The following is a 17,337-nucleotide window of genomic DNA, read 5'->3' as shown; positions in this document are numbered from 1 at the left end:
TGATGAAGGTGGCAGTCGCGGGGGCGAGCGGCACGATAGGCCGCGCGGTGGTGCGCGAATGTGCGGCGCGCGGCTACACGGTGACGGCTTTGCTGCGCAGCGAGGGGGCGGGACAATTGCCCGAGCTTGAGGGGGCCGAAAGGCGCGTGGTCGATCTGTCCGATCCTGCCGCGCTGGTGCATGCGTTGGACGAGGCGCGGCCTGCGACCGTCATTTCCTGTCTCGCCTCGCGCAACGGGTCGCCAAGGGATGCAAAGGCGGTCGACCTCGACGCCAATCTCAACCTGCTGCGCGCCGCCCGGCAAGCGGATGCGGAGCACTTCATCCTCCTTTCGGCCATCTGTGTGCAGCGCCCGCGCCTTGCTTTTCAGCATGCCAAGCTCGCCTTTGAGGCCGCGCTGAGCGAGGCCGATATTGCGCACACGATCATCCGCCCGACCGCGTTCTTCAAATCGCTGTCGGGGCAGGTCGGGCGGGTGCGCGACGGCAAGCCATTCCTGATATTCGGCGATGGAGAACTCACCCGCTGCAAGCCGATCTCGGATGCGGACCTTGCGCGCTTCATAGTCGACAGTGTCGGCAACCCGGAGCGCCAAGGAAAGGTGTTGCCCATCGGCGGTCCCGGTCCCGCCATATCTTTGCGTGAACAGGGCGAGATGCTGTTTGAGCTTGCGGACAAGCCAGCCCGTTTCCGTTCGATCTCTCCGCGCCTGTTTCTCGCAGCCTCGCGGGTGCTGTCGCTGGTGGCGCCGTTTTCGTCATGGTTCGCCGAAAAGGCCGAATATGCGCGCATCGCTCACTATTACGCGACGCAGAGCATGTTGGTGCTGGACGAAGAAACGGGCGAATACGACGCGGAGGCAACGCCTGAATTCGGTGAGGACACATTGCGCGATCACTACCGCGCGATGTTGAGCGCCGCTTCATGAGGCTATGCGTTTTCCTACTTGAGCGCGGCTTGGTAAGCACCGGCGCGATGACGATATGCGCCCGTCTGGAAACTGGAAAGTCACACTTCCTACAGCGATTTTCGCTGCAAGCCCCTGAAGCCCCACGTGTATTCGGCCCAGTCGGTTTTCTCAAAAGGGGCCTTGCGTGTAACATCCGGCCATCGAAACAGGTCGCGGCGTGACGGGAACCAACATCGCCTTCACGCTTGGCACCTGCATTGCGTTCATGGCGCTGGTCGGATGGATCAGCTGGATGAAGACGCGCGGAAGTGCGGAGACGAAGGACGGCTACTTCCTCGCCGGACGCGGGCTGGGCGCGACCTTCATCGCCGGTTCGCTGCTGCTGACCAACCTGTCGGCAGAGCAGCTGATTGGGCTCAATGGCTCTGCATACGGATACAACCTATCGAGCATGGGCTGGGAGGTGACGGCGGCGGTCGCAACCATCGCGATGGCGCTCATCTTCCTGCCCAGATACCTCGCCGGCGCCTTCACAACCCTGCCGCAGTTCCTCGGCGACCGGTTCGATCCCGTGGTGAGGCGCATGTCGGTGGTGCTGTTCATGCTCGGCTATGGCCTCGTGACGATCCCCAGCGTGCTCTACTCGGGCAGCCTTGCGGTGATCGCCTTCTTCGACGTGCCTGAGCTGACAGGCCTTGGCAACTTTGAAGCGCTGGTGGTCACGGTTATCGCGATCGGAGGCATCGGGGCGATCTACGCGATCTTCGGCGGGCTTCGCGCGGTGGCGGTGTCGGATACGCTCAACGGCGTGGGCTTGCTCATCATCGGGATTGCGGTGCCGGTCTTCGGGCTGATCGCGCTGGGCGGCGGCGACTTTGGCGCAGGGCTGGCGACGCTCGGCAGCGAGCATACCGAGAAGCTAAACGCCATCGGTGATGCAAACGCGCCGACGCCGTTCGGAACGCTGTTCACCGGCATGATCGTCGCCAACCTGTTCTACTGGTGCACCAACCAATACGTGATCCAGCGCACGCTCGGCGCGCAGTCGCTGGCAGAGGGGCAGAAGGGCGTGCTGCTTTCAGGCTTCTTCAAAATCATGGTCCCGTTCCTGATGATGATCCCCGGCGTCATCGCCTTCCACATGTACGGCCCCGGCCTTGGCACCATCGACGAGGCCTATCCGCGCCTGATCCGCGACGTGCTGCCACTATGGATGTCGGGCTTCTTCCTCGCCGTGCTGCTGGGCGCGGTGTTCTCGTCCTTCAACTCGCTGCTTAACAGTGCAGCAACGCTGTTCAGCCTCGACGTGTACGGCCCGGCAAGGCAGAGCGTGAACGGCGCGCTGCCGAGCGATGCCGAGCTGGTGCGGGTCGCCAAGATCGCAAGCGTGGTGATCGCGCTGTTCAGCTTCGTGGTCGCACCGCTCCTGTGGTTCTCGCCCGAGGGGCTGTGGCAGATCATCCGCATCTTCACCGGCTTCTACAACATACCCACCGTGGTGATCGTGATCGTCGGTCTGTTCACGGCGCGGGTTCCGGCATTGGGCGCGAAGATCGTGATCGTCTTCCACGTTATCGCATACGGCCTGCTGCGCTTCGCGTTCGACGACGTGGTGACGATCCACTTCCTCCACCAATATGCGATCCTGTTTGTGATCGAGGTCGGCATCATGCTCGCCTGCGGCTGGCTCGCCCCGCGCAAGACGCCATGGCAGTTCACCCGAAATGAGCAGGTGGACCTGACGCCGTGGCCTTTCGCAAGGCCGCTGGCGGTGACTCTGTTCAGCTGCGTGGTCGCCACCTATCTGCTGTTCTCCCCGCTCGGCGCGGCATCGCCGCAAGGGCCATCGTTAACCTTTGCGATGCTGGTGGGAGCGCTGATTGCGGGCAATATCGCGTTATGGGCGTTAAGCTTACGACGGGCCGGTAGCAAAGCGGGCCAGAGTGCCTGATCGGGCGCCTGGCCGGATTGTGAGCGAAACGGGCGGGCGTACAATGGTGACGGGGGCGAATCTCGAACTGGAGGTCGCTAATGTCATCTACGAAGGATCCTCGCTCAAAGCGGCGCTACACACGCCCGCGCTTGCAAAGGCTCGGCACGGTCCGCAACCTCACCGGGGGAAGCTTCACCCGCGCTCGGGACGGGGCGATCCAGCGCTCGCGCTTCTAGCGCGGCGATCAGGCCACAAGGCTGGCGAGCACCCGGCGCTTGCCCTCGAACGGGCGGCGGCCATGCATGACGAGGAAGTTGTCGACCAGCGCGACGTCGCCCGCCTGCCAGGCAAGGTCATTGGTCAGCTCGTCCGCGATCGCGATGGCCGGGGCCATGTCATCGCTCGTTATCGGCGATCCATCGCCGAACGTGATCGCACGGTTCGGATCGTTGCGGCTGTCGGCCCAGCCCCGGAAGGCGGCGATCAGCTGGTTGAAGAAGGTGCGGCGACCATCGGGAAGCTCGCGCACGGCGTCCAGCCTCGGCGTGGTTGCCCGAAGGCTGCCATCATCGAGCCATTCCCAGTCATAGCCAAGTTGCCTGAGCCGCGCTTCGGCTCCGTCGCGATCCGCAACGCTCAAGGTGCTGCGCCAGCTGCGCCCCTGACCCGATCCCGCATCGTCGTCGCCCGGCATGACATTGGTGTAGCGCACGCCCTCTGCCTCGACACGCGACACGAAGCCCGGCGCTTCGTTGGCCAGACGTTCGAGCACCCAGTCGGACCGGCACAGCGGCGTTGCGCCGCCCGCTTGCGGTGCGATCTCGCAATAGAAGAACAGCTTGGACGGATAGAGCGGGGTCTGCGCCATCTCGTGATGGAGGAAGATCTCGGTCGTGGGCGGGGCTTCATTGGCGGTGAAAACGCGCGGCGTGACATTGGTGCGCACCGCGTTGGAAAGCGAGTCCTCGTAGGTAAAGCCGGGTTCGCCATACCCCTCGACCGCGGCGTCGAACGCTTGCGGGTCGGGCACGTCGAAACCGCGGAACAGCAACGCTCCCGCATCGGCAAGCGCGGCATTGACCGCGCCCCTGTTGGCCGCAAGGAACGCGGCCAGATCGCCTCCGCCCGGAATGATGCCGGGAAACTCGCTCGTCGGTGTCTCAGTCATAGATCGGGTGGAAGGTGTTGAAGGCGGCCTCGGTGAAGACGCCGGGATCGTTGAAACGGCGGTCCTGGTTGAGCGCGCTGATCGCGGCCATCTCGACGGACGAAAGCTCGAAGTCGAAGATGTCGAGGTTCTCGCGCATCCGCTCCGGCTTCGAGGTCTTGGGGATCACCGCAGTCCCGCGCTGCACGCCCCAGCGCAGCAGCACTTGCGCGGGCGTCTTGCCGTGAGCCTGGGCTGCCACCATCACCGGCGCAGCGCCAAGCAGGCTCTCGCCTTCGTCGGCCATGCCGAGCTCAAAGTAGCTTTGCGCGCCCAAGGGGGAGAAGGCGGTGACATCAATGCCATAACCCTGCGCACAGCGGATCAGCTTCTCTTGCGTCAGATACGGATGCGCCTCGATCTGAAGCATCGCCGGTTCGATGCGGGCATAGGTCATCAGGTCGTGCAACAGCGCGGAGTTGTAGTTGCAGACGCCGATCTGTTTCACGAGCCCCTTGTCGACGAGCGCCTCCATCGCCGCCCAGGTCCGGTGCAGCGGAACCCTGGCGGGCTTCATGACCGGTTCGGTAGCGTCCGGATCGTGCAGCCACTCAGGCGGATAGCGCGTCTCGATCGGCACATATTCAAGCGCGATCGGGAAGTGGACCAGGTAAAGGTCGAGACAGTCGAGCTGAAGATCGGCGAGCGTCTTGCGGCACGCTTCCTCCACATGGTCGGGCGCGTGGAACGTGTTCCACAGCTTGGAGGTGATCCAGAGATCGTCGCGGGTGACATGGCCGTCCGCCATCGCCTCGGCAAGACCTTCGCCGGTCTCGGCCTCGTTGGCGTAATCGGCTGCGCTGTCGAAATGGCGGTAGCCTGCGTGCACCGCCTCGACCACGCTTGCTGCGGTGTCTTCGCGAGGGATCTTCCAAAGGCCGAAGCCAACTGGAGGCATGGATTGGGGCATGTCTTAATCCTCGTCCTCGAACTGGATCGCGACCGGAAGGCCGGTGGCAATGCTCTGCTGGGCGGCGGCTCCCATCACGACAGAGCGATAGCCGTCGCGTGCAGTGATAAGCGGCGCGGTGCCGCTCACGAGGGCCTCGTGAAAGTCGCGCTGCTGGTAGTAGGTTGCGCCGTGGTGGTCGCCTGCAGCCAGCGCGTCGGGCGGGGTCGCGATGTGCTGCGCGAAAGGCCCCGATTTGTCGCGCGGCGACCATGTGACGAAACCGCCGGGCAACTTCACCTCAAGCTTGCCTTCAGGACCGACTGCGCTGATCTCTTCCTGCTCCTGAGAACCCTCGGCGAACATACACAGGTCGAGCACCGCGCGCGCTCCGCCTGCGAAGTCGACCAGCACAAAGGCATTGTCGATGATGTCGGGCACCTCACCATCGTATCGCTCATCAAGGTGGTTCACGTCCTGCGCACCGCTGGCGAAGATGCGGACCGGTTCATCGCGCAATATGTGGCGCATCAGGTCGAAGAAGTGGCAGCACTTCTCGACCAGCGTGCCGCCGGTGTTGCGGTTGAAACGGTTCCAGTCACCCACCTTCACGAGGAAAGGGAAACGGTGCTCGCGAATGGCCAGCATCTTGATGTCACCGGCATCGCCCGCATGAACGCGGCTGATGAAGTTGGTGACGGGAGGCATGTAGCGGTATTCGAGCCCGACCCAGAACAAGCTCGGATAATCGCGCGCTTTCTCATACAGAACCAGCGCTTCGTCGATGGCGGTGCACATCGGCTTTTCCATCAGCACCGCGCATCCCGCGTCCATCACCGGGCGAACGACGTCAAAATGGGTGAAGTTGGGCGAGGCGATGATAACGGCTTCTGGCTTCGCCTCGGCCAGCATGATCTGCGTGTCGTCGAAGAGGGAGATCTGCTGGCCGAGCCCTTGCGCATGAGTGAGCGCGGCTTTGCGCGATCCTTCATCCGGATCGGCTATCGCGACAAGGTGAGCGCCGGGTACCAGAGCGAGGTTTGCCATATGCTCGCGGCCCATCATGCCGCAGCCGATGATTGCGTATCGTCTGCTCTCGCTCATATTCGCGTGCTCTTGTGCGCACGGCGCTGGATTGGCAAGCTAGGAAATGCAGCATCGCCGGTGTGCTGGCGCGATCCGACACCATCGGCAATGACTGCATTTACACATATCTAAATATCTTTATATGATAGCCTGACCATGGCTATCGACACCATCTTCAAGGCCCTTGCCGATCCGACCCGGCTGCGCATTGCGCGGTTGCTTTCGGCGATGGAGCTTGCGGTGGGTGAACTTGCACAGGTGCTGGGCCAAAGCCAGCCGCGTGTTTCCCGCCATGTCGGCATATTGTGTGACGCTGGTCTTGCCGAGAGACGGCGTGAGGGCAGCTGGGTGTTCCTGCGATCGACCGGCAGCGGCGACGATGCAGATGCAACGCTTGCCGCGCTTGACCGATTGCTCGCGACGGCGGAGCGGGAAAATCCCGAATTTGCCGCACAATGCGACGATGATCGACGCAAGCTCGCCGCCATTCACAAGTCGCGCGAAGCCAATGCCGAGGATTACTTCGCGCGCCATGCAGGCGAATGGGACGAATTGCGCGCGCTTCATACACCCGATGCGCAGGTGGAGCAGCAGCTGTCCAAAGCTCTTGGCGACGCACCGCTGGGCACCGTGCTCGACATCGGTACGGGCACGGGCCGCATGGCGGAACTGTTCTCGCAAGATGCCGAACGCATCGTGGCTCTGGACAAGAACCTGGAGATGCTGCGCGTAGCAAGGGCCAAGCTTCAGCACCTTCCGACTTCGCAGATCGAGCTTGTGCAGGGCGATTTCACTGCACTCGATTTCCCGGCGAAAAGCTTCGACACCGTGCTGCTTCATCAGGTGCTGCACTTTGCGCAAGACCCGGCATTGCCGCTGGCCGAAGCAGCGCGCGTGACGCGGGCAGGAGGGCGGATTGCGATAGTCGATTTTGCGGCGCATGATCGCGAAGAGCTGCGCAGCCGCTACCAACATGCGCGGCTCGGCTTCAGCGATCGGCAAATGGCAAGGCTGCTTCGCGATGCGGGCTTCTCGCCCAAGGCGCCTATCGCGCTCGAAGGGGGCGAACTCGTGGTGAAAATTTGGATTGGCACCCGCCGCAAGCTTCCTTCCGTAACTCACGATCACAAGACCGATCCTTCTCTCAAAGAAGCAAACGCATGACCCCTACACTCAACCAGCTTCACGAGGCGAAGACAGCGCTTGACGCGCCGCTGTTCTCCGACCTCCCCGGCGATATCGACATCAGTTTCGAGTTCTTCCCGCCCAAGACCGAGAAGATGGGCGAGACGTTATGGAGCTCGGTGGCGACACTCTCACCGCTCGGGCCGCGCTTCGTGTCGGTCACGTACGGCGCAGGCGGTTCGACGCGGGAGCGCACCCACGAACAGGTCGTGCGCATTCAGAAAGAGGCTGGAATTCCGGCGGCGGCACACCTCACCTGCGTCAACGCGACGAAAGACGAAGTGGACGAGGTCGCCCGCCATTACTGGGAAGAGGGCATCCGCCACATCGTCGCCCTACGCGGCGATCCACCCGACGGGGCGTCCGCTTATGCGCCGCATCCTGGTGGCTATGAAAACGCCGCTGACCTGATTGCAGGGCTCAAGAAAGTCGCCGACTTCGAAATCTCGGTGGCTGCATACCCGGAGGTGCATCCGGACTCCCCTGATGCTCAGGCCGATATCGAAAACTTGAAGGCCAAGTTCGGCGCGGGCGCTGACCGTGCAATTACGCAATTCTTCTTCGATCCCGAATGCTTCTTCCGCTTCCGCGACGAGGTCGCTGCAGCAGGCATCACTGCCGAGGTTGTGCCCGGCATTATGCCCGTGATGAGCTTTGCTGCGGTCCAGCGGATGAGCGCGATGTGCGGAACGGCGATCCCATCGTGGATGGAGGGTCTTTTCGACGGCCTCGACGAACGCCCAGCCGCCCGCCAGCTGGTGAGTGCAACCATCGCAGCCGAATTATGTCGCAAGCTTTATGCGGGCGGCGTGCGCCAGTTCCACTTCTACACACTCAATCGCGCCGAGCTCAGCTATGCAATTTGCCACATGCTCGGCAAGCGTCCTGCAGGAGATACCGCATGAGCGCACGTCAAAGGCTGAACGAGGCCGCCAAAAAGCGCGTACTCATCTTCGATGGTGCGTTCGGAACGCAGATTCAGGAGCGCAAGCTTAGCGAGGAAGACTATGCGGGCGATCTTGGGTTGAAGGTCGGCCAGAAGGGCAACAACGATATTCTCGCCCTGACCCGGCCAGATGTGATTACCGATATCACGCGCAGCTATCTCGAGGCAGGCTCCGACGTCATTTCCACCAACACATTCTCGGCAAATTCCATCAGTCAGGCGGATTATGCAGCCGAGGGTCAGGTGGCGGCGATCAACATCGCGAGCGGCAGGATCGCGCGCCAACTGGCCGATGAGTACGAGGCGAGGGATGGTCGTCCCCGGTTCGTCGCAGGCGCTATCGGGCCCACCAATAAAACGCTCTCGCTTTCACCTGACGTCGAGGACCCCGGTTTTCGCGAGATCGACTTTGACGAACTGACCGCCGTTTACAAGGAGCAGGCTGCCGCCCTGGTCGAAGGCGGGGTGGACTTCATCCTTATCGAAACGGTGTTCGACACGCTCAACGCCAAGGCCGGGATCATGGCTGTCAGACAGCTCGAGCAAGAGCTTGACCGCGACTTGCCGCTGATGATCTCGATGACGCTCACTGACCTGTCTGGCCGCAACCTGTCAGGCCACACGGTCGAGGCGTTCTGGTACGCAGTGCGACATGCAAACCCGGTTACTATCGGCCTCAATTGCAGCTTCGGCGCCGATCAGCTGCGACCGCATATTCAATCGCTCTCGGCTATCGCGGACACCCTTCTGATGGCCTATCCCAATGCCGGCCTTCCCAACGAGCTGGGCGAATATGACGAGATGCCCGAGACGACCGCCGGTCTCGTAAAGCTTTGGGCGCAGAGCGGGCAGGCCAACATACTTGGCGGATGCTGTGGTTCTTCGCCCGCTCATATCAAGGCGATTGCAGAGGCGGTCGACGGATTGCCCCCGCGCAGAGTTCCCACCCCGGAAACTGCGATGCGGCTGTCGGGCCTCGAAGCATTCGTGGTGGCGTCCTGACATGACCAGCACGAACTCAAGCGCCCGCTTCATCAATATCGGCGAGCGCACCAATGTCACCGGCTCGGCTCGCTTTAAGAAGCTCATCATGGCGGACGATTACGCCACCGCAGTCGAAGTCGCTCGCCAGCAGGTTGAGAACGGCGCGCAGGTGATCGACGTCAACATGGATGAAGGCTTGCTCGACGCGCAGCACGCGATGACGACCTTCCTCAAGCTGATTGCCGCAGAGCCCGACATTGCCCGCGTGCCGGTGATGATCGACAGCTCGAAATGGGATGTCATCGAAGCCGGGCTTAAATGCGTCTCGGGCAAACCGATCGTGAACTCGATCAGCATGAAGGAAGGCGAAGAGCCATTCCTCGATCAGGCGCGCAAATGCATGGCCTATGGCGCGGCCGTGGTGGTCATGGCGTTCGATGAGGTCGGCCAGGCCGATACCAAGCGGCGCAAGGTCGAGATTTGCAAACGCGCCTACGATTTGCTCACCGGCATCGGGTTCCCGCCCGAGGACATCATCTTCGACCCTAATATCTTCGCTGTGGCGACGGGGATTGAAGACCATGACCGATACGGCCTCGACTTCATCGAGGCGGTGCGCGAGATCAAGGAGCAGTGCCCTCACGCGAAAACGAGTGGCGGGCTTTCCAATCTCTCCTTCAGCTTTCGCGGGAATGAGACCGTGCGCCGCGCCATGCACTCGGTCTTTCTCTTCCATGCGATCCCGGCTGGCCTCGACATGGCGATCGTCAATGCAGGGCAACTTGATGTCTACGACACGATCGACCCTGCGCTGCGCGAGGCGTGCGAAGACGTTATCCTGATGCGCAAACCCGGCGCGACCGAAGCGCTGATCGAGCTTGCAGAAAGCTACAAAGGCAGGTCGGTCGCTGACGAAAAGGCCGCCGAGGAGTGGCGCGGCTGGGAAGTTTCGCGGCGGCTGGAGCATGCGCTCGTCAAGGGTATCGACGCGCATGTTGTCGAAGACACTGAGGAGGCGCGCGCCGCGCTCGAGGCGTCGGGCGGTCGGCCGATCGAAGTGATCGAAGGCCCGCTGATGGACGGGATGAACGTGGTCGGTGATCTGTTCGGGTCCGGCAAGATGTTCCTGCCACAAGTGGTCAAGTCCGCGCGCGTCATGAAAAAGGCCGTCGCGCACCTCATCCCCTTTATCGAAGCCGAGAAAGAGTTGCTGCCGGAAGCCGAGCGCAGCTCAAAGGGGACGATCATCATGGCGACCGTAAAGGGCGACGTGCACGATATCGGCAAGAATATCGTGGGCGTCGTGCTGCAGTGCAACGGCTATGAAGTGATCGACATGGGCGTGATGGTCCCATGGCAGGACATCCTTAAGAGCGCCAATGACAACAAGGCCGACATGATCGGGCTTTCGGGTCTCATCACTCCCTCGCTCGACGAGATGGTCACAGTTGCCGAGGAAATGCAGCGCGCGCAGATGACCATGCCGCTGCTCATCGGTGGTGCGACCACGAGCAAGGTTCACACCGCGCTCAAGATCGACCCGAATTACGAAGGGCCGGTGATCCACGTTCTCGACGCGAGCCGTGCGGTCGGCGTTGCTTCCAAGCTGTTGTCGGATACGCTGCGTGACGATTATGTTGCCCAAGTCGCGAGCGAATACACACATGTCCGCGATGCGCGCGAAGGCAAAGCGGAAAAGCAATTGATGCCGCTCGAAGAAGCGCGGGCTAACTTTTACGACGCCTATCTGTCGGACAAGCCTGCACCGCCGCTTAAGCCCGGCGTCCACGTGTTCGACGATTGGTCGCTCGAACACTTGCGTCCATATATCGACTGGACCCCGTTCTTTCGCGCATGGGAGTTGCACGGGACCTATCCCAAAATCCTCGACGACGAGGTGGTTGGAGAAAGCGCTCGCAGTCTCAAGGCAGACGCAGACGCGATGCTCGACCGGCTTATCGAAGAAAAGTGGCTGACCGCGCGCGGCGCATGCGGCTTCTGGCCGTGTGCACGCGACGGCGACGACGTGACCATTCATCGGGTGAAGCGCGAAGAGCACGTGCGCCTTCCGTTTCTTCGTCAGCAAATCAAGAAGAGCCGCGACAGGGCCAATATGTGCCTTGCCGATTTCATCGACCCTCACGGCGACTGGATCGGGGGCTTTGCGGTCGGCATCCACGGGATCGAGCCGCACTCGGCACGTTTCCAGGCGGACAAGGACGACTATTCCGACATTCTTCTGAAGGCGCTGGCCGACCGTTTCGCTGAGGCGTTTGCAGAGGCGCTGCATGAACACGTGCGCAAGGACTTGTGGGGATATGCCCCTGATGAGCAACTAACCAATGAAGCTCTGATAAAAGAGCAGTATCGCGGCATACGCCCCGCTCCCGGTTATCCCGCGTGCCCCGATCATTCGCTTAAACCGATCCTGTTCGATCTGCTCGATGCCGAGGCGAATACCGGGCTCAGTCTGACCGAAAGCTTCGCAATGTGGCCGACGGCTGCTGTCAGCGGCTTTTACTTCGGGCATCCTGAAGCCCAATACTTTGGGGTCGCGAAAATTGGCCGCGATCAACTAACGGAATATGCCGAGCGTCGCGGGGTCGACCTTGCCACGGCGGAGCGCTGGCTGCGCCCCAATCTGTAAACGACCGAGTTGCTCGATAGTCGCCGGATGGGCTCGAAATTAACCATTTCGAGCCTTCGCAAGGCTTTGCAGCCGGACGTGCCATTAAGGCACAGATTTGCAACTGACCGGTTGGCAAGCCGCTGGATTGCTGGCCATTTCAGCGCGATGATGTATTAAACGGGTCGACTTTGAGGGCGACTCACCGTACTAACCCGTGCGAGAGTCTTAATTTTCGGTTAGGGCTGTCCGTTAGGGCAGAGGGGAAAGACAATGCTACGCATAGCAGCGGTGACACTGGCTCTGGCCAGTGCCACGATTGCAGGTCCGGCACTTGCACAAGATCTCGTGCATCAGCCGATCAGTCCGACTTTCGGGGGTAACCCATTCAATTCGGCACACATTCTCGGCACTGCCAATGCCCAGAACAATACGACCAATCCTGATGCGGTTGATCGCAATGATCAGTCCAGCATTTTCGCCCGCCAGCTTGAATCGCGGCTGCTTTCGGCGCTGTCTTCGCAGATCGTTGACGCGATCTTCGGCGATAACCCGCAAGAGCAGGGGACGATCACTTTCGGCGGTCAGACGATCGAATTCTTCCGCGGCCTCGACGAGGTGACGCTGGTAATCCGCAACGACGATACGGGTGAAGAGACCCGCATCGTTATACCGCTCTTCATCGAGGTGAACTGATGCGGTTGTTTGCGAAAATTGGCGTGCTCGCAGCGCTGGCGCTTGGTCTTGGTGGATGTATGTCCATCGGCGAAGACGGGCGCGATTTCCTGCCTGAAACCACAAGCCTTGCCTACTTCCCGAAGAAGACGCAGACGCAAGGTCTGCTGAACCAGCTTCCCGCGCCTCAGCGGCAGGTGGCTATAGCGGTTTACGGGTTTACTGATCAGACCGGTCAGTTCCGTCCGACCAACACCGGTCAGACGCTTTCGCGTGCGGTAACGCAGGGTGCCGGCTCCATTCTGGTCAAGGCTCTCCAGGATGCTGGCAGTCGTCAGTGGTTCACCGTGGTTGAGCGCGAGCGTCTCGATAACCTTCTCAAAGAGCGCCAGATCATCGGCGAGATGCGTCGCCGTTATCTTGGCGAAGAGCAGACCGATCCCAATGCGCTGCCCGCCTTGCTGTTTGCGGGCGTGCTGCTTGAGGGCGGGATCATCGGGTATGACACCAACACCGTTACTGGCGGTGCAGGCGCGGCCTTCCTCGGAATTGGTGCTCGCACCGAATATCGCCAGGACACCGTGACGGTCTATCTGCGCGCGGTTTCGGTTCGCACTGGTGAGGTTCTCACCAACGTTCAGGCGTCCAAGACTATCGCCAGTCAGGCCATCGGTGCGAGCGCATATCGCTTCGTCGCCTTCCGCGAACTGCTCGAAGCCGAGGCGGGTATTACCTCGAACGAGCCTGATCAGGTTGCCTTGCAGCAGGCGATTGAGAAGGCGGTTTATGGCCTCGTCCTTGAAGGCGTGGATCTGGGCTTGTGGCGCTTTGCCGACATGGCGAGCGCCGAGGCCCTTATGAGCACCTATCGCGCTGAGCGCGACGGAATTTACGACGCGGGCGACGTGCAGAATGCCGTTGAGCGCGCCGGTTCGCTGACCGCACTTACAGTCGTGGATAGCGGAGAGGATGACGAAGAAGGCTCGTGATTTAGGCGGGCAAAATGTTTCAAGGCGCGTGCAATACGCTGAAATAAGCGCGCCTGAAGGGTCGTTACAGTCGAGGGTGAGGGAATGGTCCCGATCTCTCAATGGATGAAACAAGAGGCTCTCGTGGCTCGGTGGCAATGGCCGGGCTTGCGAGGTTGATATGGTCTCTGACCCAACCGGGGGGAATGAAATGAAGAAGATAATCCTAAGCGGCGTTTCGATGGCGGCTTTGTCGCTCGCGACGGCGCCACTTTTCGCGCAGGCAACTGAACCTGCTGCTTGTAATACGGTTGCTGGAAACTGCAGTATCGTCGACCAGAATGGCGATAACAACACAGCCGACGTCGACCAGGACGGCGACGACAACGTTTCGGATATTGATCAGGATTCGCTCGGTGCCCTGGCTGATGTCACCCAGGATGGCGATGGTAATATCTCCAATGTGACTCAGCTGGATGCGAATGCATCGACCGGTTCCGTCGGCCTGGTGGGTGACCCTGAAGCGATTGTCGCCCAAAACGGCAACAGCAACGATTCGGTCGTCAATCAGACGATCGATGCCAATTCGGGCTTCAACCAGCTCGCCGAGGTTGAGCAGAATAACGACGGCAACGTCTCGCAGGTTGACCAGACTTCGACCGGCGGCGGCTTCAGCGGTACGCTGCGTGCCTTCGTCACTCAGAACGGGACGTCGAATTCGACCGTTTCCCAGCTTGGTTTCGATGGCGGCAAGAACATTCGCGCTGACGTTAACCAGACCGACTCGATCTCGAATGTCCAGCAGATCGCAAGCCAGTCAGGCAATGCGAATCCGAACGTTCGGGTGACCGTCGATCAGACTGGTGGGGCGACCTCTGACGTCTTTCAGACAGCAACTGGCGACGGCGCGGATGACGTTTTTGCAGACATCGATCAGGACGGTATAAGCACCTCAACCGTGACGCAGGATGCGCTTGGTCTCAACGACGGCGGCCTTTCGGCTTCTGTCGATCAGACCGGTAACGGGCACGACTCCGATGTGACACAGTCGGGGACCTTGCAGGTAGCGACCGTTGATCAGACCTCATCGGACAACGCTTCGATTGTCGAGCAAACTGGTAGCACCGGCAATAACAACGCCGACGTCAACCAGGACGGGACGGGCGGTTTTGCCGATATTTTCCAAACCGGAACGTCGGGCGACAACACCGCTACGATCACACAGGAGGCGACCGCTACCGCTGCGGTCTTTGGTACCAGCGCACAGGTCTTCCAAACCGATGCGACAAACAGTGATGCCGATATCACTCAGCGCGGTGGCAGCGATAACGCGGCTTCCATTGCGCAGGGTGAAAATGTGCCCGCCTTTGCTCCGACCATTCTTGGTGCATCGAATGCCGATGCGGATATCACACAAGAAGGTTCGGACAACGAAGCAAACGTAGCGCAGTACGGCGACCTCCAGAATGCACAGGTCAATCAGACTGGAACCGGTAACCTGGTTCTCACTGATCAGGGCGGTACCAGCGGCGCTGACAACGATGTGTTCATCGACCAGATCGGCACGAACGACTTTGCGGACGTCACGCAGAACAGCTCGACCAACTTCGCGAATGTCGATCAGGCCGGGACCGGTCTGACCAACTTTGCGACGATCGATCAGGGCCTGTTCGGTGGAGGCGACGCCAATACGGCCAGCATCGATCAGTCGCTCGGCGGCAACAACAGCAGCACGATCACCCAGAACGGACTGACTGCTGGCGGCTCGAACGAAGCGTATTCGATCCAGCTTGGCGACGACAACGTGAGCATCATCACGCAGGACGGAAGCAGCAACTACGCGCTCGTCGCGCAGGACGATGGCAGCTTCTCGAGCATCACCCAGAACGGCACTGGCAACACCGCTACGGTCCAGCAAGGTTCGACCGTCCCGGTTCAGCCGGTTTTCTAAACAACACGGGTTGGGAAGGCCGCTCTTTCAATGGAGCGGCCTTCCCAGATTTTCTGAGGCAGCAGGCCTCTAACGATAATGATGGAGCTCAAGGCTCCGCACGTCGCGACCGAAAAAAACTAGAGATAGAAAAGAAGGACAAGAACGATGAGAAAGCTAGCAATGACGGGGGCATCAATCATTGCCCTGAGCATGGCCGGAACCGCAATGGCGCAGTCCGTCTCGGCACCCGCCGATCCGCGTACGCCTGACACGGCACCTGTTATCGAGGACTGCCCTCCGGGTGCAAATAACTGCTCGATCATCGAGCAGAGCGGCGCTCTCAACGAGGCAACGCTTACTCAAACAGGCGACGGCAATACATCGAACATCGAGCAGGATGGACCAGGCAATACGACTAACGGTGGAGCCATGCTCGGCAACGAAGCCACAGTCACTCAGTCGGGCGACAACAACGATTCAGATATTGATCAGCTAAACGGCTCACGGCGCGGTTTAGTAAATGTCACGCAGTCTGGTGACGAAGCCAGCTCGTCGGTTGTCCAAGACAATGTAGGATTGTCGGGTGGGGGTGACTTTCCAACTCGCGCAACTGTCCAGCAAACCGGCGTTGGTGCGTCTTCGGTGATCTTCCAGCTAGAAACCCGTAACTCAAGCGTCAGCGTCGTCCAGGATGGAGACAACGATTCCTATGTCGAGCAGAGCGACAGCGGCTTCGAGCCGCGTGCAACCGTTCGTCAGTCTGGCGGTACAGGTAACAACGCCTTCGCGATCCAAGAAGGTAATAGCGTCCGTGTTGGTAACGGCAACACCAACGGCAACGGCATCACCCAGATCGGCAACGACAACTTCTCGGACGTCTTCCAGCTCTCAGGCAGCCGCGCCGTGACCGCTCGGACTGATCAGGAAGGTGATCGCAACGATTCGATCATCATCCAGAGCAACGATGGCAATGTCGACGCACGCGTTGACCAGCTTGGCGATGACAACATTTCGTCGATCGTCCAGACCGGTGTTGCCGGTAACGGCATCTTCAATGGCGTGAACGTCGACATCATTCAGAGCGGTAGCGACAACCTCTCGCGCGTCGAGCAGAACAACGTGTCCACCGGCGCGGATGCCAGCGGTATTCTCGTTGAGCAAAACGAAGACGGCAACGACAGCTTCGTTTCGCAGTCGTCGGGAACCGGCCGCGCTCAGGTGACGCAGACCTCGACCGATACGTCGGGCAGCGTTGCAGGCGTCGATCGTCTCGCCATTCTCGATACGACTGACCCGTTGAACCCTGTGACAAATTCGGTTCGGGCCAACTATTCGAACATTGTTCAGGATGGTGCTGAGCGTACGGAAATCACAGTCGATCAGACCGGTTTCGGCAACCGTTCGGACGCTCGTCAGACCAACAATAACGCTGGCGGCGACGCGATCGCGTTCGTCACGCAGAACGGAACCGGCAACAACTCTGACATCGATCAGGACGACGCTTCGACGGCGACCGTTCGTCAGGGCGTAACCGGTACGAGCACGGACAACATTTCGTATGTTTTCCAGTTGGGCGCTGGCGACATCGCTTTCGTTGACCAGATCGGTGAGGGTAACTTCTCGCAGATCGACCAGAATGGCGCTGGCGGCGGAAACGACGCAAACGTCAATCAGGACGGTATCTTCAGCGAATCCGGCATCGCACAGACCGGCACGCTCAACGATGCGAACGTGTTCCAGCAGTCGACATCTGACACGAGCATCTCGGTCATCTTCCAGGACGGTACGTCGAACACCGCCAACGTGACCCAGGCGGGCACGGGCGACTTCTCGTCCGTTGACCAGACCGGCACGGGCAACACCGCTACCGTCAATCAGGGTCCTGTGGTCCCCTGATTGCCATGAATACGCCTGAAGGGGGCGCACCGGCGTCCCCTTCAGGAAATTCCCGAGCTTGCCGCTCAAGGTAACCCGAACGAATTTGGTTCAAACCT

General features: G+C 60.6%; 14 protein-coding genes. 11 read left to right on the top strand and 3 right to left on the bottom strand.

Annotated elements, in window-relative coordinates; genetic code table 11:
* Positions 1-2 precede the first annotated feature (2 nt).
* The 3 genes from CD351_RS15160 to CD351_RS15815 all read left to right on the top strand — a co-directional run bounded on the left by CD351_RS15160 (position 3) and on the right by CD351_RS15815 (position 3,080).
* A complete protein-coding gene (locus CD351_RS15160) occupies positions 3-929 on the top strand; it encodes an NAD(P)H-binding protein (RefSeq protein WP_111993410.1) in 927 nt (308 codons plus the stop codon).
* Between the two features lie 199 nt (positions 930-1,128).
* Positions 1,129-2,862, top strand: coding sequence for a solute:sodium symporter family transporter (locus tag CD351_RS15155; protein WP_111993409.1), 1,734 nt, complete (start codon positions 1,129-1,131; stop codon positions 2,860-2,862).
* Between the two features lie 80 nt (positions 2,863-2,942).
* Positions 2,943-3,080, top strand: coding sequence for a hypothetical protein (locus CD351_RS15815; protein ID WP_162627772.1), 138 nt, complete (start codon positions 2,943-2,945; stop codon positions 3,078-3,080).
* Between the two features lie 8 nt (positions 3,081-3,088).
* Here CD351_RS15815 and CD351_RS15150 read toward each other — a convergent pair whose 3' ends face one another.
* Genes CD351_RS15150 through CD351_RS15140 form a run of 3 tightly spaced genes read right to left on the bottom strand, consistent with a single transcriptional unit; the run spans position 3,089 to position 6,044 of the window.
* Positions 3,089-4,012 (bottom strand): TauD/TfdA family dioxygenase, encoded by a 924-nt coding sequence (locus tag CD351_RS15150; RefSeq protein WP_111993408.1) that lies wholly within the window; start codon positions 4,010-4,012, stop codon positions 3,089-3,091.
* Entirely contained in the window at positions 4,005-4,961 is a 957-nt protein-coding gene (locus tag CD351_RS15145; protein ID WP_111993407.1) for an aldo/keto reductase, read from the bottom strand. The genes CD351_RS15150 and CD351_RS15145 overlap by 8 nt, the downstream gene beginning before the upstream one ends.
* A gap of 3 nt (positions 4,962-4,964) precedes the next feature.
* Positions 4,965-6,044: a Gfo/Idh/MocA family protein gene (locus CD351_RS15140; protein WP_111993406.1), complete on the bottom strand. Its 1,080-nt coding sequence runs from the start codon at positions 6,042-6,044 to the stop codon at positions 4,965-4,967.
* Between the two features lie 138 nt (positions 6,045-6,182).
* Here CD351_RS15140 and CD351_RS15135 point away from each other — a divergent pair, with 138 nt between their 5' ends.
* The 8 genes from CD351_RS15135 (at position 6,183) to CD351_RS15100 (ending at position 17,239) form a co-directional block, all read left to right on the top strand.
* Positions 6,183-7,190, top strand: coding sequence for a metalloregulator ArsR/SmtB family transcription factor (locus CD351_RS15135; RefSeq protein WP_111993405.1), 1,008 nt, complete (start codon positions 6,183-6,185; stop codon positions 7,188-7,190).
* Positions 7,187-8,116, top strand: coding sequence for a methylenetetrahydrofolate reductase (metF, locus tag CD351_RS15130; protein ID WP_111993404.1), 930 nt, complete (start codon positions 7,187-7,189; stop codon positions 8,114-8,116). The genes CD351_RS15135 and metF overlap by 4 nt, the downstream gene beginning before the upstream one ends.
* Positions 8,113-9,159 (top strand): homocysteine S-methyltransferase family protein, encoded by a 1,047-nt coding sequence (locus CD351_RS15125; protein ID WP_111993403.1) that lies wholly within the window; start codon positions 8,113-8,115, stop codon positions 9,157-9,159. Before metF ends, CD351_RS15125 begins: the two co-directional genes overlap by 4 nt.
* A gap of 1 nt (position 9,160) precedes the next feature.
* The gene (gene metH / locus CD351_RS15120) at positions 9,161-11,788 is read left to right on the top strand and encodes a methionine synthase (protein WP_111993402.1); all 2,628 of its coding nucleotides are present in this window, start codon (positions 9,161-9,163) and stop codon (positions 11,786-11,788) included.
* 252 nt (positions 11,789-12,040) lie between these two features.
* The gene (locus tag CD351_RS15115; RefSeq protein WP_174214281.1) at positions 12,041-12,463 is read left to right on the top strand and encodes a curli assembly protein CsgF; all 423 of its coding nucleotides are present in this window, start codon (positions 12,041-12,043) and stop codon (positions 12,461-12,463) included.
* Positions 12,463-13,431: a CsgG/HfaB family protein gene (locus tag CD351_RS15110; RefSeq protein WP_111993400.1), complete on the top strand. Its 969-nt coding sequence runs from the start codon at positions 12,463-12,465 to the stop codon at positions 13,429-13,431. The genes CD351_RS15115 and CD351_RS15110 overlap by 1 nt, the downstream gene beginning before the upstream one ends.
* Positions 13,432-13,621: 190 nt before the next feature.
* A complete protein-coding gene (locus tag CD351_RS15105; protein WP_162627771.1) occupies positions 13,622-15,361 on the top strand; it encodes a hypothetical protein in 1,740 nt (579 codons plus the stop codon).
* A gap of 147 nt (positions 15,362-15,508) precedes the next feature.
* Positions 15,509-17,239, top strand: coding sequence for a hypothetical protein (locus tag CD351_RS15100; RefSeq protein ID WP_111993793.1), 1,731 nt, complete (start codon positions 15,509-15,511; stop codon positions 17,237-17,239).
* Positions 17,240-17,337: the final 98 nt, after the last annotated feature.

The sequence above is a fragment of the Erythrobacter sp. KY5 genome (genome assembly GCF_003264115.1).
GTDB lineage: Bacteria > Pseudomonadota > Alphaproteobacteria > Sphingomonadales > Sphingomonadaceae > Erythrobacter.
Note: the sequence above shows the minus strand (reverse complement) of the source record. Positions and strands in the feature narration are given on the sequence as shown.

Excerpts from the sequence above, each read along its gene's own strand:
- CD351_RS15160 (WP_111993410.1), top strand. The coding sequence starts at position 3 with ATGAAGGTGGCAGTCGCGGGGGCGAGCGGCACGATAGGCCGCGCGGTG.
- CD351_RS15815 (WP_162627772.1), top strand. The coding sequence starts at position 2,943 with ATGTCATCTACGAAGGATCCTCGCTCAAAGCGGCGCTACACACGCCCG.
- CD351_RS15150 (WP_111993408.1), bottom strand. The coding sequence starts at position 4,012 with ATGACTGAGACACCGACGAGCGAGTTTCCCGGCATCATTCCGGGCGGA.
- CD351_RS15145 (WP_111993407.1), bottom strand. The coding sequence starts at position 4,961 with ATGCCCCAATCCATGCCTCCAGTTGGCTTCGGCCTTTGGAAGATCCCT.
- CD351_RS15140 (WP_111993406.1), bottom strand. The coding sequence starts at position 6,044 with ATGAGCGAGAGCAGACGATACGCAATCATCGGCTGCGGCATGATGGGC.
- CD351_RS15135 (WP_111993405.1), top strand. The coding sequence starts at position 6,183 with ATGGCTATCGACACCATCTTCAAGGCCCTTGCCGATCCGACCCGGCTG.
- metF (WP_111993404.1), top strand. The coding sequence starts at position 7,187 with ATGACCCCTACACTCAACCAGCTTCACGAGGCGAAGACAGCGCTTGAC.
- CD351_RS15125 (WP_111993403.1), top strand. The coding sequence starts at position 8,113 with ATGAGCGCACGTCAAAGGCTGAACGAGGCCGCCAAAAAGCGCGTACTC.
- metH (WP_111993402.1), top strand. The coding sequence starts at position 9,161 with ATGACCAGCACGAACTCAAGCGCCCGCTTCATCAATATCGGCGAGCGC.
- CD351_RS15115 (WP_174214281.1), top strand. The coding sequence starts at position 12,041 with ATGCTACGCATAGCAGCGGTGACACTGGCTCTGGCCAGTGCCACGATT.
- CD351_RS15110 (WP_111993400.1), top strand. The coding sequence starts at position 12,463 with ATGCGGTTGTTTGCGAAAATTGGCGTGCTCGCAGCGCTGGCGCTTGGT.
- CD351_RS15105 (WP_162627771.1), top strand. The coding sequence starts at position 13,622 with ATGAAGAAGATAATCCTAAGCGGCGTTTCGATGGCGGCTTTGTCGCTC.
- CD351_RS15100 (WP_111993793.1), top strand. The coding sequence starts at position 15,509 with ATGAGAAAGCTAGCAATGACGGGGGCATCAATCATTGCCCTGAGCATG.